Annotated in this window: 22 protein-coding genes; 8 read left to right on the forward strand and 14 right to left on the reverse strand. The window is 73.3% G+C overall.

Features of this window, described 5'->3' with window-relative positions:
* Nucleotides 1–533 precede the first annotated feature (533 nt).
* Both O7603_RS10255 and O7603_RS10260 read right to left on the reverse strand, forming a co-directional pair.
* Nucleotides 534–2,102 carry a replication-associated recombination protein A gene (locus O7603_RS10255; protein WP_281575458.1) on the reverse strand — a complete coding sequence of 523 codons (1,569 nt, stop codon included), beginning with the start codon at nucleotides 2,100–2,102 and terminating at the stop codon, nucleotides 534–536.
* A gap of 75 nt (nucleotides 2,103–2,177) precedes the next feature.
* Nucleotides 2,178–2,387: a hypothetical protein gene (locus O7603_RS10260; protein ID WP_091589699.1), complete on the reverse strand. Its 210-nt coding sequence runs from the start codon at nucleotides 2,385–2,387 to the stop codon at nucleotides 2,178–2,180.
* Between the two features lie 140 nt (nucleotides 2,388–2,527).
* Here O7603_RS10260 and O7603_RS10265 point away from each other — a divergent pair, with 140 nt between their 5' ends.
* Entirely contained in the window at nucleotides 2,528–3,268 is a 741-nt protein-coding gene (locus O7603_RS10265) for a GNAT family N-acetyltransferase (RefSeq protein WP_281575459.1), read from the forward strand.
* Between the two features lie 32 nt (nucleotides 3,269–3,300).
* Here the strand turns inward: O7603_RS10265 and O7603_RS10270 are convergent, their stop codons facing one another.
* From O7603_RS10270 to aspS, 4 genes are all read right to left on the reverse strand, one after another.
* A complete protein-coding gene (locus tag O7603_RS10270) occupies nucleotides 3,301–4,635 on the reverse strand; it encodes an MFS transporter (RefSeq protein WP_281575460.1) in 1,335 nt (444 codons plus the stop codon).
* On the reverse strand, nucleotides 4,632–5,228 hold the full coding sequence (locus tag O7603_RS10275; protein WP_281575461.1) for a helix-turn-helix domain-containing protein: 597 nt from the start codon (nucleotides 5,226–5,228) through the stop codon (nucleotides 4,632–4,634). The genes O7603_RS10270 and O7603_RS10275 overlap by 4 nt, the downstream gene beginning before the upstream one ends.
* 85 nt (nucleotides 5,229–5,313) lie before the next feature.
* Nucleotides 5,314–6,126, reverse strand: a complete 813-nt coding sequence (locus tag O7603_RS10280) for a sugar nucleotide-binding protein (protein WP_281575462.1) — start codon at nucleotides 6,124–6,126, stop codon at nucleotides 5,314–5,316.
* Nucleotides 6,127–6,230: 104 nt separating this feature from the next.
* Nucleotides 6,231–8,036 (reverse strand): aspartate--tRNA ligase, encoded by a 1,806-nt coding sequence (gene aspS / locus O7603_RS10285; protein ID WP_281575463.1) that lies wholly within the window; start codon nucleotides 8,034–8,036, stop codon nucleotides 6,231–6,233.
* A gap of 151 nt (nucleotides 8,037–8,187) precedes the next feature.
* Here aspS and O7603_RS10290 point away from each other — a divergent pair, with 151 nt between their 5' ends.
* Nucleotides 8,188–8,919 carry a DUF998 domain-containing protein gene (locus tag O7603_RS10290; RefSeq protein ID WP_281575464.1) on the forward strand — a complete coding sequence of 244 codons (732 nt, stop codon included), beginning with the start codon at nucleotides 8,188–8,190 and terminating at the stop codon, nucleotides 8,917–8,919.
* A 70-nt stretch (nucleotides 8,920–8,989) separates the two neighbouring features.
* Here the strand turns inward: O7603_RS10290 and O7603_RS10295 are convergent, their stop codons facing one another.
* Nucleotides 8,990–10,036 (reverse strand): S1 family peptidase, encoded by a 1,047-nt coding sequence (locus O7603_RS10295; RefSeq protein WP_281575465.1) that lies wholly within the window; start codon nucleotides 10,034–10,036, stop codon nucleotides 8,990–8,992.
* 254 nt (nucleotides 10,037–10,290) lie between these two features.
* Between O7603_RS10295 and O7603_RS10300 the strand changes: the two genes are divergently transcribed.
* Nucleotides 10,291–11,133, forward strand: coding sequence for an SGNH/GDSL hydrolase family protein (locus O7603_RS10300; protein WP_281575466.1), 843 nt, complete (start codon nucleotides 10,291–10,293; stop codon nucleotides 11,131–11,133).
* A 45-nt stretch (nucleotides 11,134–11,178) separates the two neighbouring features.
* On the opposite strand, the gene O7603_RS10305 is transcribed toward O7603_RS10300, so the two are convergent.
* The gene (locus O7603_RS10305) at nucleotides 11,179–11,655 is read right to left on the reverse strand and encodes a helix-turn-helix domain-containing protein (protein WP_281575467.1); all 477 of its coding nucleotides are present in this window, start codon (nucleotides 11,653–11,655) and stop codon (nucleotides 11,179–11,181) included.
* 56 nt (nucleotides 11,656–11,711) lie between these two features.
* Here O7603_RS10305 and O7603_RS10310 point away from each other — a divergent pair, with 56 nt between their 5' ends.
* Entirely contained in the window at nucleotides 11,712–12,227 is a 516-nt protein-coding gene (locus tag O7603_RS10310; RefSeq protein WP_281575468.1) for a PaaI family thioesterase, read from the forward strand.
* A gap of 156 nt (nucleotides 12,228–12,383) precedes the next feature.
* On the opposite strand, the gene O7603_RS10315 is transcribed toward O7603_RS10310, so the two are convergent.
* Nucleotides 12,384–12,857, reverse strand: coding sequence for a MarR family winged helix-turn-helix transcriptional regulator (locus O7603_RS10315; RefSeq protein ID WP_281575469.1), 474 nt, complete (start codon nucleotides 12,855–12,857; stop codon nucleotides 12,384–12,386).
* Nucleotides 12,858–12,907: 50 nt separating this feature from the next.
* On the opposite strand from O7603_RS10315, the gene O7603_RS10320 reads away from it, so the two are divergent.
* Both O7603_RS10320 and O7603_RS10325 read left to right on the forward strand, forming a co-directional pair.
* Nucleotides 12,908–13,195, forward strand: a complete 288-nt coding sequence (locus tag O7603_RS10320) for an antibiotic biosynthesis monooxygenase (RefSeq protein ID WP_281575470.1) — start codon at nucleotides 12,908–12,910, stop codon at nucleotides 13,193–13,195.
* Complete coding sequence (locus O7603_RS10325; RefSeq protein ID WP_281575471.1) at nucleotides 13,195–14,175, forward strand: NADPH:quinone reductase; 981 nt, start codon at nucleotides 13,195–13,197, stop codon at nucleotides 14,173–14,175. Before O7603_RS10320 ends, O7603_RS10325 begins: the two co-directional genes overlap by 1 nt.
* 102 nt (nucleotides 14,176–14,277) lie before the next feature.
* On the opposite strand, the gene hisS is transcribed toward O7603_RS10325, so the two are convergent.
* Nucleotides 14,278–15,606, reverse strand: coding sequence for a histidine--tRNA ligase (gene hisS / locus O7603_RS10330; RefSeq protein ID WP_281575472.1), 1,329 nt, complete (start codon nucleotides 15,604–15,606; stop codon nucleotides 14,278–14,280).
* Between the two features lie 65 nt (nucleotides 15,607–15,671).
* Nucleotides 15,672–16,391 carry an MBL fold metallo-hydrolase gene (locus tag O7603_RS10335; protein WP_281575473.1) on the reverse strand — a complete coding sequence of 240 codons (720 nt, stop codon included), beginning with the start codon at nucleotides 16,389–16,391 and terminating at the stop codon, nucleotides 15,672–15,674.
* Between the two features lie 260 nt (nucleotides 16,392–16,651).
* Between O7603_RS10335 and O7603_RS10340 the strand changes: the two genes are divergently transcribed.
* Both O7603_RS10340 and O7603_RS10345 read left to right on the forward strand, forming a co-directional pair.
* A complete protein-coding gene (locus O7603_RS10340; protein WP_281575474.1) occupies nucleotides 16,652–17,539 on the forward strand; it encodes a peptidylprolyl isomerase in 888 nt (295 codons plus the stop codon).
* 59 nt (nucleotides 17,540–17,598) lie between these two features.
* A complete protein-coding gene (locus tag O7603_RS10345; RefSeq protein WP_281575475.1) occupies nucleotides 17,599–18,438 on the forward strand; it encodes a peptidylprolyl isomerase in 840 nt (279 codons plus the stop codon).
* An 81-nt stretch (nucleotides 18,439–18,519) separates the two neighbouring features.
* Here the strand turns inward: O7603_RS10345 and O7603_RS10350 are convergent, their stop codons facing one another.
* From O7603_RS10350 to secF, 3 genes are all read right to left on the reverse strand, one after another.
* A complete protein-coding gene (locus O7603_RS10350) occupies nucleotides 18,520–20,997 on the reverse strand; it encodes a bifunctional (p)ppGpp synthetase/guanosine-3',5'-bis(diphosphate) 3'-pyrophosphohydrolase (RefSeq protein WP_281575476.1) in 2,478 nt (825 codons plus the stop codon).
* A 193-nt stretch (nucleotides 20,998–21,190) separates the two neighbouring features.
* Nucleotides 21,191–21,757, reverse strand: a complete 567-nt coding sequence (locus O7603_RS10355) for an adenine phosphoribosyltransferase (RefSeq protein ID WP_281575477.1) — start codon at nucleotides 21,755–21,757, stop codon at nucleotides 21,191–21,193.
* Between the two features lie 106 nt (nucleotides 21,758–21,863).
* Nucleotides 21,864–23,054, reverse strand: coding sequence for a protein translocase subunit SecF (gene secF, locus O7603_RS10360; protein ID WP_281575478.1), 1,191 nt, complete (start codon nucleotides 23,052–23,054; stop codon nucleotides 21,864–21,866).

A 23,054-nucleotide genomic window follows, 5' to 3' on the forward strand; every position in this document is an offset into this window, starting at 1 on the left:
GGGCGGCCGGGGACCGGGCGGGCCTACCGGGGTGCCGGTGGTCGGGTGCGGGCCGGGAGCAGCCGCGGCGCCACGCCGGCCGGGCTGCTGGGGCGCGGCCGGGCCGCCGGCGGGCGTCGCGGGCGGCCGCTGCTCCGGGCGGCGGCCCGGGCCGGGCGGTTCCGGCGCGCCGGGCCAGGGGCCGTCGGCCGGACGCCGCGCGCCGGCGGTCTCGGGCCCGCCGCGACGCATCGGGGGCGCGGCGGGCGGGCCCGCCGGCCCGTGGCCGGGTGGCGGGCCGTCCGGACCCGGTCGGGCGGGGCCGGGCGGCACCGGGCCACCACGCGGGGCCGGCCCGGAGGCCGGGCCGTCGGGTCCCAGGTCGGAGCGTTGCTGCTTGGCCGAGCGCAGGTCGTCGATCCAGCCGAGCTCCTCGCCGCTGACCGGCTCCTCCGGTTCGGCCTCGGCCCGACCCCGCCCCCAGCGGCGGCCCTTGGCGCGGGGATCGCGCCGCTCGTCGGGGCCGTCCTCCGGCTGCTCCCCACCACGCGATCTCACTGCTGACCCTCTCCGGCGGCGTCAGTGCCGCCCTCCTCCGCCGCGCCGGCACCGCCGAGGCCCGCCGGTCGACCGCCGTTGCCCGCCGCGACCGGAGCCGGTGTCCCGGGCCTCGTGGTCGGCGCCACCGGCTCCGCGGCCGCCGGCGCCACCGGCGTCGTCGCCGGCTCGGTGCGGGCCGCCGGGGCGGGCAGGCCGCGCACAATGCGCCGCAGCAGCGGCAGCCGGGTGGCCACCGATCGCTCGGCGCCGTGCTGGCTCGGCTGGTAGTAGTCGGCGCCGACCAGGTCGTCGGGCACGTACTGCTGGGTGACCACGCCGCGCTGGTCGTCGTGGGGATAGCGGTAGCCGGCGCCGTGGCCGAGCCCGCGTGCTCCGGAGTAGTGCGCGTCGCGCAGCGTACGGGGCACCGGCCCGCCCCGCCCGGCCCGCACGTCGGCGATGGCCGCGCCGATCGCGGTGGTGGCCGAGTTGGACTTCGGGGCGGTGGCCAGGTGGATCACCGCCTGGGCGAGGTTGAGCTGGACCTCCGGCAGGCCGACGTACTCCACCGCGTGCGCGGCGGCGGTGGCCACGGTCAACGCGCTCGGGTCGGCCATACCGACGTCCTCGCTCGCGAAGATCACCAGGCGGCGGGCGATGAATCGTGCGTCCTCCCCGGCGACCAGCATCCGGGCCAGCCAGTGCAGCGCGGCGTCCACGTCCGAGCCGCGCATGCTCTTGATGAACGCGCTGATCACGTCGTAGTGCGCGTCGCCGTCACGGTCGTAGCGAACGGCGGCGACGTCCACGGCCTGCTCGGCGGTGCCCAGGTCGATGCGGCCGGCGCCGAGCGCGGTGGCGGAGGCCGCGGCGGCCTCCAGCGCGGTCAGCGCCTTGCGGACGTCGCCGGCGGCGAGCCGTACGAGATGGTCCTCGGCCGCCGGCTGCAGGGTGAGGTGGCCGCCCAGCCCTCGCTCGTCGGCGACCGCCCGGCGCAGCAGACCGCGGACCGCGTCGTCGTCCAGCGGCTGGAGCGTGAGCAGGACGCACCGCGACAGCAGCGGCGAGATCACGGAGAAGTACGGGTTCTCGGTGGTGGCCGCGAGCAGTGTGACCGTACGGTCCTCGACTGCGGCGAGCAGGGAGTCCTGCTGGGTCTTGCTGAACCGGTGCACCTCGTCGATGAAGAGCACGGTCTGCGGCCCGCCGCTGCGGCGCTGCCGGCGGGCGGTCTCGATCACCGCCCGGACGTCCTTGACCCCGGCGGACAGCGCCGACATGGCGACGAACCGGCGGTCGGTGGCCCGGGCGACCAGGTGCGCGATGGTGGTCTTGCCACTGCCCGGCGGCCCCCAAAGGATCACCGACATCGGCGCGCCGCCGTTGACCAGCTGCCGCAGCGGCGCCCCGGGCGCGAGCAGGTGGTCCTGCCCGACCAGCTCGTCGAGGTTCGCGGGGCGCATCCGGACGGGCAGGGGCGAATCCGGCCCCACGGCGGTGAACCCGTCGACACCGCCGGAACCCGCGGGGGCGCTGGGCGCTCCGGCGGGTTCGCCGAGGGAGAAGAGGGCGTCGGATTCCATCACGAGAACAGTACCGGGCCGGGTCCGCAACGCCGGAATCGCGCCACGGGCCCGGCCCTCGCTGATCGGTTCCGGTCAGCCTCGACCCGGCCGCCGGCCCCGGTACCAGCGACCGCCGCCGCCACCCGGGCCACGACCGACGCCGGCCAGGTAGAGCGCGAGGAGCAGCAGGCCGATGAGGACGAGGGTGTTCCAGTTGAACAGGTCCGGTGCGCCGAAGTTGGTGTCCATCAGGTCGAGCAGCAGGGCGAATCCGAATACGATCGCCGCGAGAATGGCGAGCATGTCGTTCCTCCGGTGGGGGGTCCCAGTAGGTCGGCGCGGGATGTACCCAATCGGTCCGTTCGTCAATCTCCACCCTGGACGGGACCGGTCCCGACCGATACCCGCGGACACGCTCCGGCGGGGGCTTCTAGGCTGAACGCGTGATCATCGCCGACCAGGTCCTGCCCGGCCGGGACGCCATCCTGGCGGCCACCGGCCACCACCCGTACGCCCGGCACATGCTGCGGTGGGACGTGGAGCCGCGCGGCTATCGGCGCGACGGCGCGGTGGTATGGCTGCTGCCGGAGGGGCAGCGGCCGGCCGCGGCGGCTCTGGGCGCCGCCGGGCCGGCCCTGGACGTCTGCGGCGATCTGGTGGCCGAGGGGTTGCTCGGGTCGGGCCAGTGGCTGAACCTGCCCGGGCTCGATCCGGCCGACCTGGCCGGTCGGCTTCAGGTGGCACAGCGCGACGAGTGGTACTTCCTGTGGACTACGGTCGCGCCGCCGCGCCAGCCGGGCGAGGAACAGGTCGTCCGTCTCACCGAGGCCGACCAGCCGGCGCTGGCCGCGTTGATCGACGAGGCGTTCCCGAGCACCACCTCCCGGCCGGGCGACCCGGGGGTGGTCGGCTGGTACGGCATCCGCTACGGCGACCGCCTCGTCGCCTGCGGGGCGGACCGCAGCCGGGGCGACATCGGGTTCCTCGCCGGACTCACCGTCGCCCCGCAGGAGCGCGGGCGAGGGCTCGGCGCGGCGCTCACCGCGGCGATGACCCGGGCGATGCTTGCCCGGCACGACCACGCCGCGCTCGGCGTCTATCCGGTCAACGTCGGTGCGATCCGGCTCTATCGGCGGCTCGGCTTCACCAACACGGCGACCCGCAACTCCATCCGTCTCGCCTGAGCCCGCGGCGGCGGCGCTGGCGCCGGCCCGGCTCAGGCTCCACTGGTCAGGCCGGCCCGGTCCACCACCACGGGGGTCGGATCGGCCGGGCCGCCGGTCCCCTCGCCGGGCTCCGCTGTGTCGGTCGCCTTCTTCCGACGGTCCGCCGACCAGGCGGGCAGGTACAGGGGGGCGGCGACGGCCAACACCACCGCGCCGACCAGCATCGCGGCGGTCACGCTGACCGTGTCGGCGAGCGCGGTGAGGGCGACCGCCCCGATCGCGAAGCCGGGCTGGCCCATCATCGAGTTCAGCGAGATGACGCTGGTCCGGTACGGGCCGTCGACCTGGCGGTGCAGCAGTCCCATGTGCAGCGGGTTGGACGCCCCGTGCACGCTGTAGCAGGCGAGATAGGCGATCAGCACCCCGACCGGGCCGGCGAACAGGCCCATGCCGACCACCGTGACGCCCTGCAGGACGCGCAACAGCGCGGCCGCCGGCGCCGCCCCGAGCGAGCGCAGCAGCAGCGGGGTGAGCGCCGCGCCCGCCGCCTGGGCGAGCCAGGCCGCCGAACTCGCCGGCCCGAGCAACGTCGCCGCCCGCTCGGCGCCGCCGACCACCTCGGCGAGGCGGACCGGGAGCAGCGACTCGAACGTCACCATGCCGAAGCCCCAGAACAGCTCGACGGCCACCAGGGCGAACAGCACCCGGGACCGGCGCAGCAGCCCGATCGCCTGCCCGACCATCCGCGGCGCCTGCAGGACCGACGCCCGCAGCGCGCCACTGACCTTCGCCGGGCGGACCTCGACCAGCAGGACCAGCAGGACCAGCAGGGCCACCACCTGGAGCGCGGCGGCGACCAGGACAGGGACGGTGAGCGCGCTGACCGGCCCGATCGGGCCGAGCGCGACCAGCCCGCCGCTGATCAGTGCACCGGCGCCGATGGCGACGCCGATGACGGTGCCGGCGTAGCCGAGGCCGGGCTCGTAGGTCGCGTCCGGGTCGGCGGCCAGCGTCGCGTCCACGTACCAGGACTCCAGCGGGCCGCTGTCCAGCGCGCGGAAGACCCCCTGCAGGGCCCAGACCAGGAAGAACAGCGCGAACGAGTCGGCCACGGCGAAGACCAGCAGGGACGCCAGGTTGAGAATCCAGGCCACCAGCAGGACCGGCCGCCGGCCGACGGCGTCGGCGAGCCCGCCGGTCGGCAGTTCGAGGGCCAGCACGACCAGGCCCTGCGCGACGGACACCAGACCGATCTGCGACAGCGTCAGGCCGCGCTCCTGCATCAGCAGGATCATCACCGGGACCATCAGCCCGGTGGGCAGCCAGCGCAGCGCGTGCAGCACCAGGAAGCGGCGGCGGACCTGGGTCACGGTGAGGGCGGTCACTGCTCCTCCAGTCGGGGGAAGGCGGACAGGAAGACGTGCACCTGCCGGGCGTCCGGCTCGTCCGACGCCGGCTCCTCGTGGTAGCGCATGAGCACCCGCCACAGCTCGTCGTTCAGTGCCCGGAGGCGGGCCGGGCCGAGCGTCAGGACCATGTCGCTCAGGCTGGCGGCGTCGCGCCACGCACGCGGCTGCTCCGCCGCGACGGCCATCCACCGCTCCGCCTGCTCCGCCATCAGCCGGACGTGGTTGGCCTCGATCCACCGCACCGCCGCCCGCGCGTCCGGGTCGTCGTCGAAGTCGGTGGGATCGAAGTTGCTGATGTCGTGCTCGGCCCGCCACCACCGCTGGCGGCCGGTGCCCCGGTCCGGGTCCTCGGTGACCAGCCCTACCTCGGCGAGCTGCCGCAGGTGGTAACTCGTCGCGCCGGTGTTGGTGCCGAGCTTCTCCGCGAGCGAGGTGGCCGTGGCAGGCCCGTCCACCCGCAGGGTGCCGAGCAGCCGCATCCGCAGCGGATGGGCGAGAGTGCGGACCTGGCGCGCGTCCAGGTGGACGGTGCGCGGGGCCGGGGGCGTGGCGGGATCCTCGTTGGCCATGGTTGCACAATAGCTGTGCACACTTCCTGTGCACAATAGTTATGCACAGGAAGTGTGCACGAACTGCCCGGCGCGTCCCGGAGGGTCAGGCGGCGAGGAGTTCGCGGACGCCGCGCAGCCGCGTCCGCAGCAGGCCGGCCGCGCGCGTGGAGTCGAGACGTACGTCGGTGGGGCGGAGCACGCCGGCCGCCGCGCCGGTGCTGGTCTTCAGGCCCGCCGGGTCGAGGCCCTCGGCCCGGGCCACCAGCAGGCCGAGGTCGGCGCGGCTGACCGCGTCCGTCCCGGCCACGTTCAGCGGGCCGGCGTAGGGATGGTCGACCAGTTCGAGCACGGCGGCGGCCAGGTCGGTCACGTCGACCGGGCAGCGGAGCTCGTCGGTGAACAGCGTGGCCCGACCGGCGAGCGCGTCCCGGCAGAGCTGGATCTGCTTGCTCCGCTCCCCCAGGATCAGCGAGGTCCGCACCAGCGCGGCACCCGGGTCGATCGCCCGCACCGCCGTCTCGGCCGCGGCCTTCGCCGCCCCGTACGGGAAGACGGGCGTGGGCGGCTCGTCGTCGCGGTACGGCTCAGGGCGGCCGCCGTGCAGCGCGTCGCTGGAGATGTGCACCAACCGCGCCCCCGCCTCGGCGGCGGCGTACGCGACGTGCGCCGCCCCGTCGGCGGTCACCGCCCAGTCGCCGTACCGGTAGGGGGTGCCGACGACGGCGTCGGGGCGAACCTCGGCGACCAGCGCGCGGACCGCGGCCCGGTCCGTGACGTCCAGCCGGCGCGTGACGACGCCCGGCACCGCCACGGCGCCGCCGTGGTACGTGCCGACCACCCGCCGCCCCACGGCGACCGCCTGCCGGCACACCTCGGCGCCGAGAAACCCGCTCGCCCCCACCACCAGAACCGTCACGCCGTCCCCCTCCGCCCGCCGCCGTCGATCATGAGGCTATCGGGGTGACCCGCAGGCCGCGGCCCCGCCGAACCGAGGGTCGACGGGGCCGGGGACGAGGACGGTCAGGTCGGGTCGGCGACCGGCGCGGCCGGGCCGGCGGTGCCGGCGTGCGGCGCCACCTGCGGCTTCGGCTTGGCGTCGATGCCGGCCTCGGCGCGCTGCTGCGCGGTGATCGGCGTCGGCGCGCCGGTGAGCGGGTCGAAGCCGCCCCGGGTCTTCGGGAAGGCGATGACCTCGCGGATCGAGTCGGCGCCGGCGAGCAGCATGCAGACCCGGTCCCAGCCGAACGCGATGCCGCCGTGCGGCGGGGCGCCGTACTTGAACGCCTCGAGCAGGAAGCCGAACTTGTCCTGGGCCTCCTCCGGGGTGATGCCGAGCAGGTCGAAGACCCGCTGCTGCACGTCGCCGCGGTGGATACGGATCGAGCCGCCACCGATCTCGTTGCCGTTGCAGACGATGTCGTACGCGTACGCGAGGGCGCGGTCGGGCGCTTCCTCGAACCGGTCCACCCACTCGGCGTTCGGCGAGGTGAACGGGTGGTGCACGGCCGTCCAGCCGCCCTCGTCCGTGCGCTCGAACATCGGGGCGTCGACCACCCAGCAGAACGCCCAGGCGCTCTCGTCGACGAGCCCCGACCGCTTGGCGATCTCGATCCGGGCCGCGCCGAGCAGCTCCTGCGCCTCGCGGGTGTTCGCGCCGGCGGCGAAGAAGATCGCGTCGCCCGGCTTCGCGCCGACCGCGTCGGCCAGCCCGGCGAGGTGCGCCTCGGAGAGGTTCTTGGCCACCGGGCCACGGGCCTCGCCGGTCTCCGCGTCCAGCACCACGTACGCCAGGCCACGCGCGCCGCGCGCCTTGGCCCAGTCCTGCCAGCCGTCCAGCTCCTTGCGGGTCTGGCCGGCGCCGCCCGGCATGACCACCGCGCCGACGTAACCGCCCGCGTCGATCGCGCCGGCGAACACCCGGAACTCGGTGCCGCGCAGGTAGTCGGTCAGCTCGGTCAGCTCGACGCCGTAGCGCAGGTCCGGCTTGTCGGAGCCGTACCGGGCCATGGCGTCGTGCCAGGTGATCCGCGGAATCGGCCGGGGGATCTCGTAGCCGGCCAGGTCGGACCAGAGCGCCGAGACGATCGCCTCGCCCAGGTCGATGACGTCGTCCTCGGTGACGAAGGACATCTCGATGTCGAGCTGCGTGAACTCCGGCTGCCGGTCGGCGCGGAAGTCCTCGTCCCGGTAGCAGCGGGCGATCTGGTAGTAGCGCTCCATGCCGCCGACCATGAGCAGCTGCTTGAACAGCTGCGGCGACTGCGGCAGCGCGTACCAGCTGCCCGGCTGGAGGCGGACCGGGACCAGGAAGTCGCGGGCACCCTCCGGAGTGGAGCGCGTCAGGGTCGGCGTCTCGATCTCCAGGAAGTCCCGGTCGTGCAGCACGGTGCGGGCGAGCTGGCTGGCCCGCGAGCGCAGCCGCATCGCCTTCGCCGGGCCGCTGCGGCGCAGGTCCAGGTAGCGGTACTTGAGCCGGATGTCGTCGCCGGCCTCGACCTGGTCGTCCACCGGCAGCGGCAGCGGCGCCGCCTCGGAGAGCACGTCCAGCGCGGTCGCGGTCACCTCGACCTCGCCGGTGGGCAGGTCCGGGTTCTCGTTGCCCTCGGGGCGGCGGGTCACCTCGCCGGTGACCTTCACGCAGAACTCGTTGCGCAGCGCGTGCGCGTCCTCCTCGCGGAAGACCACCTGGACCACACCGGAGCCGTCGCGCAGGTCGACGAAGATGACGCCGCCGTGGTCGCGCCGGCGGGCCACCCAGCCGGCCAGCGTCACCGTCGAGCCCGCGTCCGCGGCGCGCAGGCTTCCGGCATTGTGGGTACGGATCACGGCTGGCAACTCCTCATCGTGGACCAGTTCTCACCGGCATTCTGTCAGGGGCGGCGGTCGTTCCTCCCGGGCACCCGGCAGGCCGGGGCGATTCGCCGGGAGGGGCGGCGAACCGGACTCGACGGGACGCCCGGGCGGTTACCGTGACCGAATGCGCGCCGTACCGACCTGGGCCGTCGCCACCGCGGCGGCGGCACCCGTGCTGCTGGTGACCGGCTGGACGGTCTCGGGAGCCCGACAGCCCGCCGGCTACGACCCGATCCGGGACACCATCAGCGAGCTGGCCGGTCAGGACGCCACCGACGCGTGGATCATGACGAGCTGTCTGGTGCTGCTCGGCGCCTGCTACGTGGCGATCGCCGCCGTGCTGCACGCGGCCGGACTACCCAGCCGCTTCCTGCTCGCCGTCGGCGGGATGGCGACCGTGGCGCTGATCGCCTTCCCCCGGCCGACCGTCGGCGGCTCCCTCGGCCACGGCATCGTGGCCACCGTGGCCGTCCTCGCCATGGCGCTCTGGCCGGCCGCGTCGGCGCTGTCGCTGCCCCGCGGCCGAGGCGCCGGGCACGGGATCCGGCCGGAGCCTCCGTGGGCGTTCCGCCGGGCGGTCGGGCTGGGCGTCACCGTGCTGATGCTGGGGCTGTTCGGCTGGTTCGCGATCGAGGTGACCGGTGGGTCCCGGGCCGGGCTGGCCGAGCGGGTGACCGCGGTGGCCGTCGCGCTCTGGCCGCTGCTGGCGGTCCTCTCCGCCCGCCGGGCACAGCTCGCGTGGGCCGCCGGCGGCACGCCCGTCGCCCTGGACCACCCGGCGGCCGGTGTCGTGGCGCCCGATCCTGGCCGGCCGACTCACGGGCCCGCGCCGCGACGACCCGGCCGTCTTCCGTGAGCCCGCCCGGCCGGACGCACGACGCGGGCCGCCGGACGGATCCGGCGGCCCGCTGAGATGACGCGTTTGATCAGAAGACGCTGACGCCGTAGCGGCTCAGGGCCTCGGTGACCGGCTGGAAGAAGGTGGTGCCGCCGGTGCGGCAGTTGCCGCTGCCGCCGGAGGTGAGGCCCAGGGCGGTGCTGCCGCTGAACAGCGAGCCGCCGCTGTCACCCGGCTCGGCGCAGACGTTGGTCCGGATGAGGCCGGAGACCGAGCCCTCGGCGTAGTTGACCGTGGCGTTGGTCGCGGTCACCGAGCCGCTGCGCAGGCCGGTGGTGCTGCCGGAGCGCTGCACGGACTGGCCGACGGAGGCGTTGCCGGCCCCGGTGATGTCCCGGTAGCTGCCGTTGTAGAGGTAGACGTTGCCGGCCGCGTTGGCCGAGTTGTTGTGCCGGACGATGCCGTAGTCGTTGCCCGGGAAGCTGGTGCCCGCCCGGGTGCCGAGCAGGTTGGTCTGCGCGGAGTTCGAGTACCAGCTCGCGGAGATGTTGGTGCAGTGCCCGGCGGTCAGGAAGTAGTAGGTGCTGCCGCTGCGGACGTTGAAGCCGAGCGAGCAGCGACCGCCACCGCCGGCGTAGATGGCCTGGCCGCCCGAGATCCGGGTGCTCAGCACGCCGGCCTCGGCCTCGATCCGGACCGCGCCGTTGGCCCGCGCGGCGGCGGCCTTGACCCGCTCCAGCTTCGCCCCGGTGACGGTGCTGTCGACGGAGACGACGACCTGGTTGGTGACCGGGTCGCTCCACCACGCGGTGCCCGGGATCTTCGCGGAGCGCTCCAGCTCCGCGGTGGCGCGGTTGAGTTCGGCGGCGCCGCGGGTGACGTAGCGGACGGTGGCGCCGGCGTTGCTCGCCTGGCGGGCGGCCGCCGCGTCGGTCACGGTGACGACCGACGTGCCGTTGGCGTCGATGTACGAGCCGGCGGATCGGTCGCCGAGCTGGGCGGCGAGGGCGGCGGCGGTGTCGGGCGAGGCGGCGGGTGCCGCCTGAGCGGGCGCGCCGGCGAGCGCGCCGACGACCAGCGTTCCGGCCACGGCGAGGGTGGCGGCGTGGCGGATCGATGACCTCGTGGGTCGCATGTACGAACCTCCAGGGAGGGAGCGACGGCCCGCGCCGGGGCTGGCGGGGCCACGGGACAATCCGGCCGAACTGGGGGAATCGGCCGCGACTCACTGAAGTATTCACATGCTTAAGATCATAGGCAAGACCCAACTTGTCCTTTTCGCCCGGCGAACCGGGGTCACCGGCCGGAAACATTGTGGACACAGATGGCTGTCTATACCATCTGGTCACCGCACCTCCACCCCTCGGCACCCGCGACCCGGAGGCCATCATGTCCCCCATCCGGCGCCTGCTCGTCCCGCTCGCCACCCTCACCGCTCTCGCCCTACTGCCCGCCCTGCTCCCGGCCGCCCCCGCCGCCGCCGACCCCGGCCCGCCGCCCAGCGCGATGGCCAGTCTCGGCGACTCGATCACCCGCGGCTTCAACGCCTGCGGCTGGTACGTCGACTGCACGTCCCGGTCCTTCAGCACCGGCGACAACTCCGCCGTCAACAGCCACTACCTGCGCATCCGCGCGGTCAACCCGGCCATCGCCGGCCGCAACCACAACGACGCCCGCTCGGGCGCGAAGTCCGCCGACATGTACGGGCAGGCCGGCACGGCGGTCGGCCAGGGCGTCGGGTACGTCACGATCCTGATCGGCGCCAACGACGCCTGCACCAGCGCGGAGTCGGGCATGACGCCGGTGGGCACCTACCGGGCCAACATCGACGCCGCGCTGAACCGCCTCAAGGCGGGCCTGCCGAACGCCCGGGTGCAGCTCATCAGCGTCCCGGACATCCATCGACTCTGGTCGGTCGGCAAGGACAGCGGCAGCGCCCGCACCGCCTGGTCGCTCTTCGGCATCTGCCCGTCGATGCTGGCCAATCCGACCTCCACGGCCCAGGCGGACGTGGACCGGCGGAACCGGGTACGCCAGCGGGTCGTCGACTACAACAGCCAGCTCGCCCAGGCCTGCGCGGCGTACGGGCCGAACTGCGACTTCGACGACAACGCCGTCTTCAGCTACCCGTTCACCCTGAGCCAGCTCTCCGGCTGGGACTACTTCCACCCCAACAGCGCCGGGCAGACGGTGCTGGCCAACGTGTCGTACGCCGCCGGCTTCCGCTGGTGACCCCGCCGGGTGTGCGGGCGGCCGACGCCGTCCGCACACCCGCGGTCAGTCGGTCCGCCGGCGGGCGCCCGGACCGGGCGTCGGCAGCACGTCCCGGGGGGCGCTCACCTCGTGGCCGTGCCCGCAGCGCAACGCCACACCGACCGGCGCCCCGCAGTCGCGGTGCACGACGGCCAGCGGCGGGCCCTCCGGGTCGGCGAGGTAGCGGTCCCCCCAGCCGAGCACGGCGACCAGCACCGGCCAGAGGTCGAGCCCCTTCTCGGTCAACCGGTACTCGTGGCGCACCCGACTGCCCGGCTCCCGGTACGGCTCGCGGCGCAGCACCCCCTGCGCGACGAGGGTGGCCAGGCGGTTGGTGAGTACCTGGCGCGGGACCCCGGTGCGGATCCGCATGTCGTCGAAGCGGCGGATGCCGTTGAAGACCTCGCGGAGCACCACGAGGGTCCACCGCTCGCCGAGGATCTCCATCGCCCGGGCGATGGTGCAGTTCTCGATCGACCAGTCCAGTGCCGCGGGTCTCATGCCCACCAGGCTAGGTCTCGTTGACAGACTCAGCAACGGACTGCCAGGCTGAGTCCATGACGCAGACGCAGGACCTCACGCGCAGCCGCACCTTCTCGTGGTCCGACCCGGCGGAGAACGCCACCCAGATCGGCCGTCGCAGCGGCCTCGAGATGCTCCGGTCGATGATCGCGGGCGAGCTGCCTCCGCCGCCGGTCATGCACCTGCTCGACATGTCCCGACTGTCGGCCGACGAGGGCCGGGTGACGGTCGAACTGGTGCCGCAGGAGTTCCACTACAACCCGCTCGGCACCGTCCATGGTGGCGTCATCTCCACCCTGCTGGACACCGCCGCCGGCTGCGCCGTGCACAGCACGCTGCCCGCCGGCGTCGGTTACACCTCGCTGGACCTGAACGTGAAGTTCCTCCGGCCGATCACCGTCGACTCCGGCACCCTGCGCTGCGTGGGCACCGTGCTGCAGAGCGGTCGCCGCACCGCCCTGGCCGAGGCCCGGCTCCTCGACGCGCGCGACCGTCTGGTGGCCCACGCCACCAGCAGCTGCCTGCTGTTCCCGGTCACCCCCGAACCCTGATCGCCCCGAGCCCTCCACGGGCCCGACGGCTGACCGCCCGCGCGAGCGCCGGGAGCCGGAAGGGGCTCCGGCCGGCGCGCGAGCCGAGCCGGGACGAGGGCCACGGTTCGTGGCCGGGTCGCGGTTCGCGCCGGACACACCGAGGCCGCCGTCGACTCACCCGGCTCGAGACCCGCCCCGCTGACCCTCGGTCACCGCGCGGAGGACCGTCTTGAACGCCTGGTAGGTCTCCGCGCCGACGGCGTGCGCGTGCCGGGCCTCGATCGCCGCGACGACGGCGTCCGATCGCGCCATCTGGTCCAGACCCCGGGCGGTCGGCGCGACGAGCTTGGCCCGCCGGTCGGTCGGGTCGGGCCGCCGCTCCACGTATCCGAGCGCCTCCAGCTCGTCGACCAGCTTGCCGACCACCTGCTTGTGCTGGCCGGACTGTCGGGCGATCTCCGTCGCGCGGCTGCCCTCGGCATCGAGGTACGCGAGCACGATGCCGTGACGTGGCCGCAGGTCGGGGTGCCCCTGCGCGGCGAGAGTGGCGAACAGCTCGTCCTGGAACGCGAACAGCAGCTGCCCGACGAGGACACCGAGATCCGGATCACGTCGCTTCCGTTCGCTTCGCCGCTCTGATTTAGTCACCGTCGGATACTATCAGCACAGGTGACTAATGGGGGTGTGCGATGACGACGGTGGAACTGACGCGATTCCGCGTTCGGCCGGAGCAGGCCGACGCGTTGCTGGCGGCGCGACCGGCGATGCTGACCGAATTCCGCGCCGACCGGGCCGGCTTCCTCGACGCCGAACTCGTCCGGTTGCCGGACGACGAGTGGTTGGACATCGTGCGCTGGCGGAGCGCCGAGGACTTCGCGGCCTCGCGCGCGAAGGGGGCGAACCTGCCGGGGATCGCCGCGTTCTTCGCCGCGATCGACAGCGTGGTCAGCGCCGAGCAGGGCACCCTGGCCGGCGGTGAGCACTGATGCGGGCGGCCTTCTACGACCGGCAGGGCGACGCGCACGACGTTCTGCAGGTCGGTGAGGTGCCGACGCCGGATCCGGGGCCCGGCGAGGTCCGCGTCCGGGTGGCGTTCTCCGGCGTGCACGTGGGCGACCTCGGCAAGCGGAGAGGGTGGTGGGGCTCCACGATGGCGTACCCGCGCGTGATCCCGCACGGCGACGGCGCCGGCACGATCGACGCCGTCGGACCCGGGGTCGACCCGGCGCGCGTCGGGAGCCGGGTCTGGGTCTATCTCGCCCAGTCGTACCGGCCGTTCGGCACGGCGGCGGAGTACGTGATCGTCCCGGCGGCGCACGCCGTGGACCTGCCCGACGGCGTGCCGCTGGAGCAGGGCGCCCTGCTCGGGATCCCGGGCATCACCGCCCACCGGGCGGTCTTCGCCGACGGGCCGGTGACGGCGCGGACGGTCCTGGTGACCGGGGCGCTCGGGGCCGTCGGCCGGGCCGCCCTCGCCGTCGCCCGCCGCGGCGGGGCGACGGTGATCGCCACCGTCCGGCACCCCGACCAGCGGACCCCGGCCCTGGCGGCCGGCGCCCACCACGTCGTCGTCGCGACCGGAACCGCGGCGGACGTGGAACAGATCCGCGCCCTCGCGCCCGACGGCGTGGACCGAGTCGCCGAGGTCGCGTTCGACACCAACATCGCGACCGACCTGGAGATCCTGCGCATCGGCGGCACCGTCGCCACATACGCGACCGGCGACGCCGAGCCGCGGATCCCGTACTGGCCGCTCGGTTTCAAGAACATCACTGTGCGGTTCCTCAGCAACGACGACTTCCCCGAGGACGCCAACCAGGCCGCGGCCACCGCGCTGACCGAGGCGCTCGAGGCGGGCGACCTCCGCTACCCGATCGTGGGCCGGTACCCGCTCGACCGCATCGCCGACGCCCACGACGCCGCGGAGCGGTCCGGCTCCCACGGCCGCGTCGTCGTCGAACTCTAGGCGCCCCTCCCCCGCGATCTTGCACTTTCGGCCCCTCGCTCGCGGCTTACGCGGCTTTCGCCCGGGCACAAAGTGCAAGATCGCGGGGAGATCGGGGTGCGGTCAGCTCACCAGGGGCTTCAGGTCCGTGGCGGGTGGGGTCCAGATTTCCGGGGCGGCCTGGACCTGGTCGCCGGAGCGGATGTCCTTCACCTCGTCGGCGGCGCCGTCCGTGCCGGGGAACCAGACGTACGGGATGCCGCGCCGCTCGGCGTAGCGGATCTGCCGGCCGAACTTCGCGGCGCTCGGCGACACCTCCGTCGGCACACCACGGCGGCGCAGCGCGTCGGCCACCCGGTTGCTGGCGGGACGCTGCTCCTCGCTGGTCACCGCCACCAGGACGCACGTCGGCACGTCCCGGGAGACGGACAACCCGCCGGTGCCGAAGAGCAGGCCGAGCAGCCGGGTGACTCCGATCGAGATGCCCACCCCGGGGAACCGCACGTTCCCCGAGCTGGCCAGGTTGTCGTATCGGCCGCCGGAGCAGATCGAGCCGTACCGCTCGTAGCCGCGCAGCTGGGTCTCGTAGACCGTGCCGGTGTAGTAGTCCAGGCCACGGGCGATCCGCAGGTCGGCCACGCAGAGCCCCGGCGAGTGCTCAGCGGCGGTCTCCACCACCCGGACCAGCTCGTCGATCCCCTCCTCGAGCAGCGGGTCGCTCACCCCGAGGGCTCGTACGGCGTCGGCGAACGACGCGTCCGGCGCGGAGATCTCGGCCAGCGCCAGGCACGCCTTGGCCTGCGCCTCGCTCGCCCCGGCGGTCTGCGCCAGCAGCTCCGCCACCTTCGCCGGGCCGATCTTGTCGAGCTTGTCCACGGCGCGCAGCGCCGCCTCCGGGTCGGTCAGCCCGATGCCGCGGTAGAAGCCCTCGCAGATCTTGCGGTTGTTGACCTGGATCAACACCGGTGGGATCGGCAGCGACCGCAGCGCGTCCCCGATCACCAGCGGCATCTCCGCCTCGTGGTGCGGGGCGAGGGTGTCCCGGTCGACGATGTCGATGTCGGCCTGGACGAACTCGCGGTAGCGCCCCTCCTGCGGTCGCTCCCCCCGCCACACCTTCTGGATCTGGTAGCGGCGGAACGGGAACTGCAGCTTGCCGGCGTTCTCCAGCACGTATCGGGCGAACGGCACGGTCAGGTCGAAGTGCAGGCCGAGCGAGTCGTCGCCGGCGGGGCCGGTCTCGTCGGCCTGCAGCCGCCGGATCACGTAGACCTCCTTGGAGGTCTCCCCCTTGCGCAGCAGCTGGTCCAGCGGCTCGACGGCCCGGGTCTCCAGCGGGGCGAAGCCGTACAGCTCGAAGGTGCTCCGGATCCGGTCCAGCACGTACTGCTCGATCATCCGCTGCGGCGGCGTCCACTCCGGGAAACCGGAGATGGGCGTGGGCTTGCTCATCACGTACTCCTTGACTCCCGCGCGGGGCGCGGTCAGCTCGGGGCCCGCGCGCGGCGCGGGCGGGGTCACCAGCCTCGGGTGGGTGCGGCCGGGCGCGCGTCGCCGGACTCCGCCACCTCGACGAGGTACGGGTTGGTCGCGCGCTCGCGGCCGATCGTGGTCGTGGGGCCGTGGCCGGGCAGGACGACGGTGTCGTCGGCCAGCGGGAGGATCTTGTCCCGCAGGCTGGCCAGCATGGCGGGCATGCTGCCGCCCGGCAGGTCGATGCGGCCGATCGAGCCCGCGAACAGCACGTCGCCGGAGAGGCAGATCTCGTCGGCCTCCCAGGGCGAGCCGGCGCCGGGCATCCGGAACAGCACCGACCCGCCGGTATGGCCCGGCGCGTGGTCGACGGTGATCTCCAACCCGGCCAGCGCGAGAGCGGCGCCGTCGGTCAACTCGGCGACGTCCTCCGGCTCGCTGTAGGGCAGCCGCCCACCGAAGAGCGCCCTGAGGTCGGCGGACAGCCCCTTGGCCGGGTCCGCCAGCAGCTCCCGGTCACCGGGGTGCACGTACGCGGTGATCCCCCGGGCGCCGCAGACCGGCGCCACCGAGAAGGTGTGGTCGAGGTGGCCGTGGGTGAGCAGGACGGCGGCCGGGTGCAGGCGGTGCTCGGCGAGCAGGGCGTCGAGCCGGTCGAGCACACCGATCCCCGGGTCGACGACCACGCACTGCTCCCCCGGCGCCGTGGCGACCACGTAGCAGTTGGTGCCGAAGGCGTCGGCGGGAAAGCCGGCCACGAGCACGTCCGCTCCCCTTCCGTCGAGCCGCGGTGTTCCTGTCAGCAGCCTAACCGGCGGCACGACCGTATTCGGCGGACCCACCAGTCCCGCCGTCCCCGCCCGGCACAGTGATGCGCTCCGATAGGCCCAGCCCCGACCTCGTACACCACATTCCCAGCCGGTGGCCGTACACTCTGGCGGGCGTGTGGCGTGGCGCACTGGCCCGCACGGGCGACGGCGCCCGGGACGCCGGTGACGACCAGGGTGAAGGAAGGGGAGCACGGGTGGCTTCCAGCAGGGACCGGCAGCGCAAACTGGCGCGGGCCAAGCTCGACCGGCAGATGGCCCGCAGGGCCGGGCGGGTCCGGCGCCGGCGGCAGATCCAGGCCGGTGTCGGCGCCGCTCTGGTGCTCGCGCTGATCGTGGTCGGCTCGGCGTGGGCGCTCGGCGCCTTCGACTCCGACCCGAAGGAGAACACCGCGGCGGACGAGGTCTGCCTCTGGACCCCGCAGGACGCCACCGCGAACACCAACCTCAAGGACGTGGGCACCCCGGCCACCACCGGCCTGCCCACCGACGGCACCCGAGCGATGACGGTGACCACCAACCAGGGCGCGCCGATCACCGCCGAACTCGACCTGGCCTCGGCCCCGTGTGCCGGCGCGAGCATCGCCCACCTGGCGAGCCGGTCGTTCTACGACAACACCAAGTGCCACGAGATCACCGCCGAGGGCGCGCTGCGCTGCGGTGACCCCAGCGGCACCGGCCTGGGCGGCCCGACCTACTCGTTCTACGACGAGAACGTGCCCAGCGCGCCCGAGGCGAGCCCGTCCGCCAGCCCCGCCCCCGGTCAGCCACCGGCGTACCCGAAGGGCACGGTGGCGATGATCGCCAACCCGCCGGGCGCGAACGGCAGCCAGTTCCTGCTCTTCTTCAAGGACTTCAACCCGGACAAGGCGGTCTACCCGGTCATCGGAAAGGTCACCGGCGGCTTGGACGTCCTGGAGAAGATCGGTGCCCTGCCGACCGTGGACAATGGGACCGGGGCGCAGGTCAAGCCCAAGAACGACGTGGTGATCCAGAGCCTCACCGTCGGTGAGCCGGCCACCGGCGCGTCGGCACCGGCGCCCACCGGCTCCGGCGCCCCGGCGGCCAGCACCAGCGCCGGCTGACCGGGCGACCCACCCCACCCGCAGCGGCACCCAGACAGACAGTCCAGGAGGATCCAGGCGTGACGTCCACCAGAGAGCGGCAGCGCGCGGCGGCACGCGCCCGGCTCGAGAAGGAGATGGCCGAGCGCGCGGCCCGCGCCCGCAAGCGCCGGCAGACCCAGGCGATCGCCGGGGCGACCCTCGCCCTGCTGCTCGTGGTGGCCGGCACCGTCTGGCTGGCCACCAGCCTGGGTGGCGACGACGACAAGACCGGCACCGACACGGCGGCGAGCGGGCAGGCCCAGTGCGCCTACACCGAGATCCCGTCCGACCAGCGGACCAAGGAGACCAAGGACGTCGGGCTGCCGGCCACCCAGCAGTCGACCACCGGCGTCCAGACCATGACGATCGACACCAACCTGGGGCCGATCACCGCCAAGGTCGACCGGTCCCTGGCGCCCTGCACCGCGGGCGCCTTCACCCACCTGGCCGAGAAGAACTTCTTCGACAACAGCAAGTGCCACCGTCTGGTGACCGAGGGCATCAAGGTGCTCCAGTGCGGTGACCCGAGCGCGACCGGCAAGGGCTGGCGGGAGACCGACGGCACCGGCGGCCCGAGCTTCCGGATGGCCGAGGAGAACCTGCCGACCGACAAGCGGCCGCCGTACCCGGCGGGGGTCATCGCGATGGCCAACTCCGGCCAGCCGGGCAGCACGGGCAGCCAGTTCTTCATCGTCTACGGCGACTCGCCGCTGGACCCGAACTACACGGTGCTCGGCACGATCACCGGTGGCATGGACATCGTCAACGACGTGGCCAAGGCCGGCGACGACAAGGCCTTCGCGCAGCAGGCCGGTGGCGGTCACCCGAAGAAGGAGATCACCATCACCAAGCTGGCGATGAGCGCGCCGCAGGGCTGAGCCCGACGCGTACGACGAAGCGCCCGCCGGTCACGGACCGGCGGGCGCTGTCGTGTGTGCGGAGGGGCGATCGGGGCGGCGTCAGGCCCCGGAGGTGACCCGGTAGGCGTCGAAGACGCCGTCCACCTTGCGGACCGCGGCCAGCAGGTGGCCGAGGTGCTTCGGGTCGGCCATCTCGAAGCTGAACCGGCTCACCGCCACCCGGTCGCGGGTGGTGGTGACCGTGGCGGACAGGATGTTGACCCGCTCCTCGGAGAGCACCCGGGTGACGTCGGCGAGCAGCTTGTGCCGGTCGAGCGCCTCCACCTGGATGGCGACCAGGAACGTCGAGGCGGAGGTGAGCTTCCAGCTCACCTCGACCACCCGCTCGCCCTGGGCCTTCAGGTCCTCGGCGTTGGCGCAGTCGTCCCGGTGCACGCTCACCCCGCCGGAGCGGGTGACGAACCCGAAGACCGCGTCCGGCGGCACCGGCGTGCAGCACCGCGCCAGCTTGATCCAGACGTCGCTGACGCCGCGGACCACCACACCCGGGTCGTGACTGCTCGCCCGGCTGCGTGGCGGCCGCGTGGCGACGGCGGTCTCGGCGATGTCCTCCGCCGCGCCCTCCTCGCCGCCGTACGTGGCCATCAGCTTCTGCACGACCGACTGGGCGCTGACCTGGCTGTCGCCGACCGCCGCGTACAGCGACGCCACGTCGGCCAGGTGCAGGTCCCGGGAGACCGCCATCAGCGCATCCGAGGTGAGCATCCGCTGAAGCGGCATGCCCTGCTTGCGCATCGCCTTGACGATCGCGTCCTTGCCGGCCTCGATCGCCTCCTCGCGCCGCTCCTTGTTGAAGTACTGGCGGATCTTCGTCCGGGCGCGGGGGCTCTTGACGAAGCCGAGCCAGTCCTGCGTGGGGCCGGCGGTGTCGGACTTCGAGGTGAAGATCTCGATCACGTCGCCGTTGGAGAGCGTCGACTCCAACGGCACCAGCTTGCCGTTGACCCGGGCGCCGATGCACTTGTGCCCGACCTCGGTGTGCACCGCGTACGCGAAGTCCACCGGCGTCGACCCGGTCGGCAGCGGGATGACGTCACCCTTCGGGGTGAAGACGTACACCTCCTGGCTCGACAGGTCGAACCGCAGCGCGTCGAGGAACTCGCTCGGGTCGGCCGCCTCCCGCTGCCAGTCCAGCAGCTGGCGCAGCCAGGTCATCTCGTCGATGTGCGCCGGCGGGCCGACGATCTGGGTGCCCTTGTGCTCCTTGTACTTCCAGTGCGCGGCGATGCCGAACTCGGCGGTGCGGTGCATCGCGTACGTGCGGATCTGCATCTCCACCGGCTTGCCGGTGGGCCCGATGACCGTCGTGTGCAGCGACTGGTACATGTTGAACTTGGGCATGGCGATGTAGTCCTTGAACCGGCCCGGCACCGGCTGCCAGTTGGCGTGGATGACGCCCAACGCCGCGTAGCAGTCGCGCACCGTGTCGACCAGGATCCGCACACCGACCAGGTCGTAGATGTCGTTGAAGTCGCGACCCCGCACGATCATCTTCTGGTAGATCGAGTAGAGGTGCTTCGGCCGCCCGGTGGTCTCCGCCTTGATCTTGGCGGCCTTCAGGTCGGTCTGCACCTTCTGGGTCACCTGGCGCAGCAGCGCCTCGCGCTGCGGCTGGTGCTCGCCGATCAGGCGGTTGATCTCCTCGTACCGCTTCGGGAAGAGGGTGCCGAAGGCGAGGTCCTCCAGCTCCCACTTGATCGTGTTCATACCAAGGCGGTGGGCCAGCGGCGCCAGGATCTCCAGCGTCTCCTTCGCCTTCTGCTCCTGCTTGGGGCGGGGCAGGAAGGTGAGGGTGCGCATGTTGTGCAGCCGGTCGGCCAGCTTGATCACCAAGACGCGCGGGTCCTTCGCCATGGCCACGACCATCTTGCGGATGGTCTCGGCCTTGGCCGCGTCGCCCAGCTTGACCTTGTCGAGCTTGGTGACCCCGTCGACCAGGAGCGCGACCTCGCCGCCGAAGTCGGCGCGCATCTGGTCGAGGGTGTACTCGGTGTCCTCGATCGTGTCGTGCAGCAGCGCCGCGACCAGCGTGGTGGTGTCCATCCCGAGGTTGGCCAGGATGGTCGCCACCGCCAGCGGGTGCGTGATGTACGGGTCGCCGGACTTGCGGTACTGACCGGAGTGCCAGCGGGCCGCGGTGTCGAAGGCGCGCTGGAGCAGCCGCGCGTCGGCCTTGGGGTGGTTCTCCCGGTGGGTCGAGATGAGCGGCTCGAGCACCTCGCTGACCTGGGAGGTCTGCCAGGGCGCGTTGAACCGGGCCAGCCGGGCCCGCACGCGGCGGCCGGTGGGCGCGTTGGAGAGGCCGAAACCCGCGCTCGGCGTCGGCTCGACCGACCCGTCGGGCCGGAACGGGACGACCACGCTGTCGGCGGGAGGAACGGACGCGGACCGGGCGGACTCGGCCGGGGCGGTCGCGGCAGCGCCGTTGCCAGAGCCCGTCACCCGGGCCGTCGCGTCGCCGTTCCGGTCGGTCACCGAGCCGTCCGCGTCGCCTGTCGGGTGCACCGTGCCCTCCATCGGAGGGACGACATCGTGGGACACCGGCCTCCTCACCGCTCGCCGGAATCACGCCGACCGCGCCGGTCGGCCTGGTCTCGTGCCGCCGGACGGTCTACCGCCGGCGTCAGCAAAGGGCAATGCTACCCGCACGCACGGTGCCCCGCCGCTCCGCCGGACGGACCGCGCCGGGTCCGTCCGACGGTCGTCGGCGTCAAACGGTCAGCAGGGCATGGACCGGACGTGGGGCGAGCCGGTCCCGGCCGCCCAGGAAGCTCAGCTCCAGCAGCACGGTGAACCCGGCGACGGTGCCGCCGGCCCGCTCGACCAGGTCCAGGGTCGCCGCGGCGGTGCCCCCGGTGGCCAGCACGTCGTCCACCACCAGCACCCGGTGCCCGGCCGTGAACGCGTCCTGGTGCACCTCGAGGGTGGCCTCGCCGTACTCCAGCTCGTACGAGGCCGAGTACGCCGCCCGGGGCAGCTTGCCCGCCTTGCGCACCGGCACCACGCCCACACCGGTCGCGTACGCGATGGCCGCCGCGACCACGAACCCGCGCGCCTCGATCCCGACCACGGCGTCGAACGTGTCCCGCCCGTGGTACGCCACGATCCCGTCGATCACCTCGCGGAACGCCGCGCCGTCGGCGAAGAGCGGCATCAGGTCCTTGAACACGACACCAGGCTTGGGAAAGTCGGGCACGTCCAGCACCCGGCTGGCCACCAGCCGGGCCGTCTCGGCACCGCTGTCCCCGCGTACCTCGGCGCTGTGGGTCTCCGTCACGGCAGTTCCCGTTTCCTTCCGACGACGACGGCGTCCTTCATGCTGCTCGCACAGCATGAAGGACGCCGTCAGGTCGCTTCCTACCGGGTCGGCCCCCGGCGGCCGGTCAGCGCCGCTTCGCGCCGCCCGGCCGGTTTCCGCCGCCGCCGCTGGGCCGCCCGCCCCGGGCGCCGGTGGACCGCTTGGCCGCCGGCCGCGCACCCACCTTGGGCGCGGCGCCGGCCAGCGCGGCGTTCTCCACGTCGGCGGCCGGTTCGCCGCCGCCGGTGGGCCGCGCCGGGGCGCCCTTCGGGGTCAGCTCGCCGCGGGCGATGGCGCCCCGCCGGGCCAGGACCCGCTTGGTGTGCGCCTGGATCCGCGGCTCGAAGTCCTTCAGCGTCGCCAGCACCGGGGTGGCGAAGAAGAGGGACGAGAAGACCGCGACGAGCATGCCGACGAAGAGCACCAGACCGAGGTCCTTCAGGGTGACCGCGCCGAGCGGGACACCGATGAAGAGCAGACCACCCACGGGCAGCAGCGCCACCAGGCTGGTGTTGATCGAGCGCATCAGGGTCTGGTTGACCGCGAGGTTGGCCGCCTCGCCGTACGTCTGGTTGTTGCTCGCCGTGATGCCCCGGGTGTTCTCCTGGACCTTGTCGAACACCACGACGACGTCGTAGAGCGCGAAGCCCAGGATGGTGAGGAACCCGATGATCGTCGACGGGGTGACCTCGAACCCGACCAGCGAGTAGACCCCGGCGGTGAGGACCAGGTTGAGCAGCAGCGAGGAGACCGCGCTGACCGCCATCCGCCACTCGAAGCGGATGATCAGGTAGAGCGTCACCAGCGCGATGAAGATGACCAGACCGAGCAGCGCGCGCTCGGTGTACTGGCCGCCCCAGGCCGCGCTGACCTGGTTCGAGCTGATCTGGTCCGCGTTGAGGCCGAACTCCTGCGTCAACCCGGCCTTGACCGCGTTGGCGTCCTCAGAGCTCAGCACGGCGGTGCGGAACTCGTAGAACTCCCCGCTTCCGCCGCCGACCGTCTGGGCCGACTCGACCTCGGTGCCGCCGGCCACGCTGTCGAGGACGCCGTTGACCCGCTCCTCGGTGCCGGACAGCGTGCCGACACTGGCCGGGACCTGGAAGGAGTTGCCGCCCTCGAACTCGATGCCCAGGGTGAAGCCCCGGAAGGCGAAGCTCAGCACCGCGGCGAGCACCAGAGCGCCCGCGATCGAGAACCAGAGCTTGCGCTTGCCGATGATGTTGAGACCGGCCTCGCCCCGGTAGAGGCGGGTAGCCAGACCGCTGCGGGCCAT

The organism is Micromonospora sp. WMMD812 (assembly GCF_027497215.1).
Taxonomy (GTDB): Bacteria; Actinomycetota; Actinomycetes; order Mycobacteriales; family Micromonosporaceae; genus Micromonospora.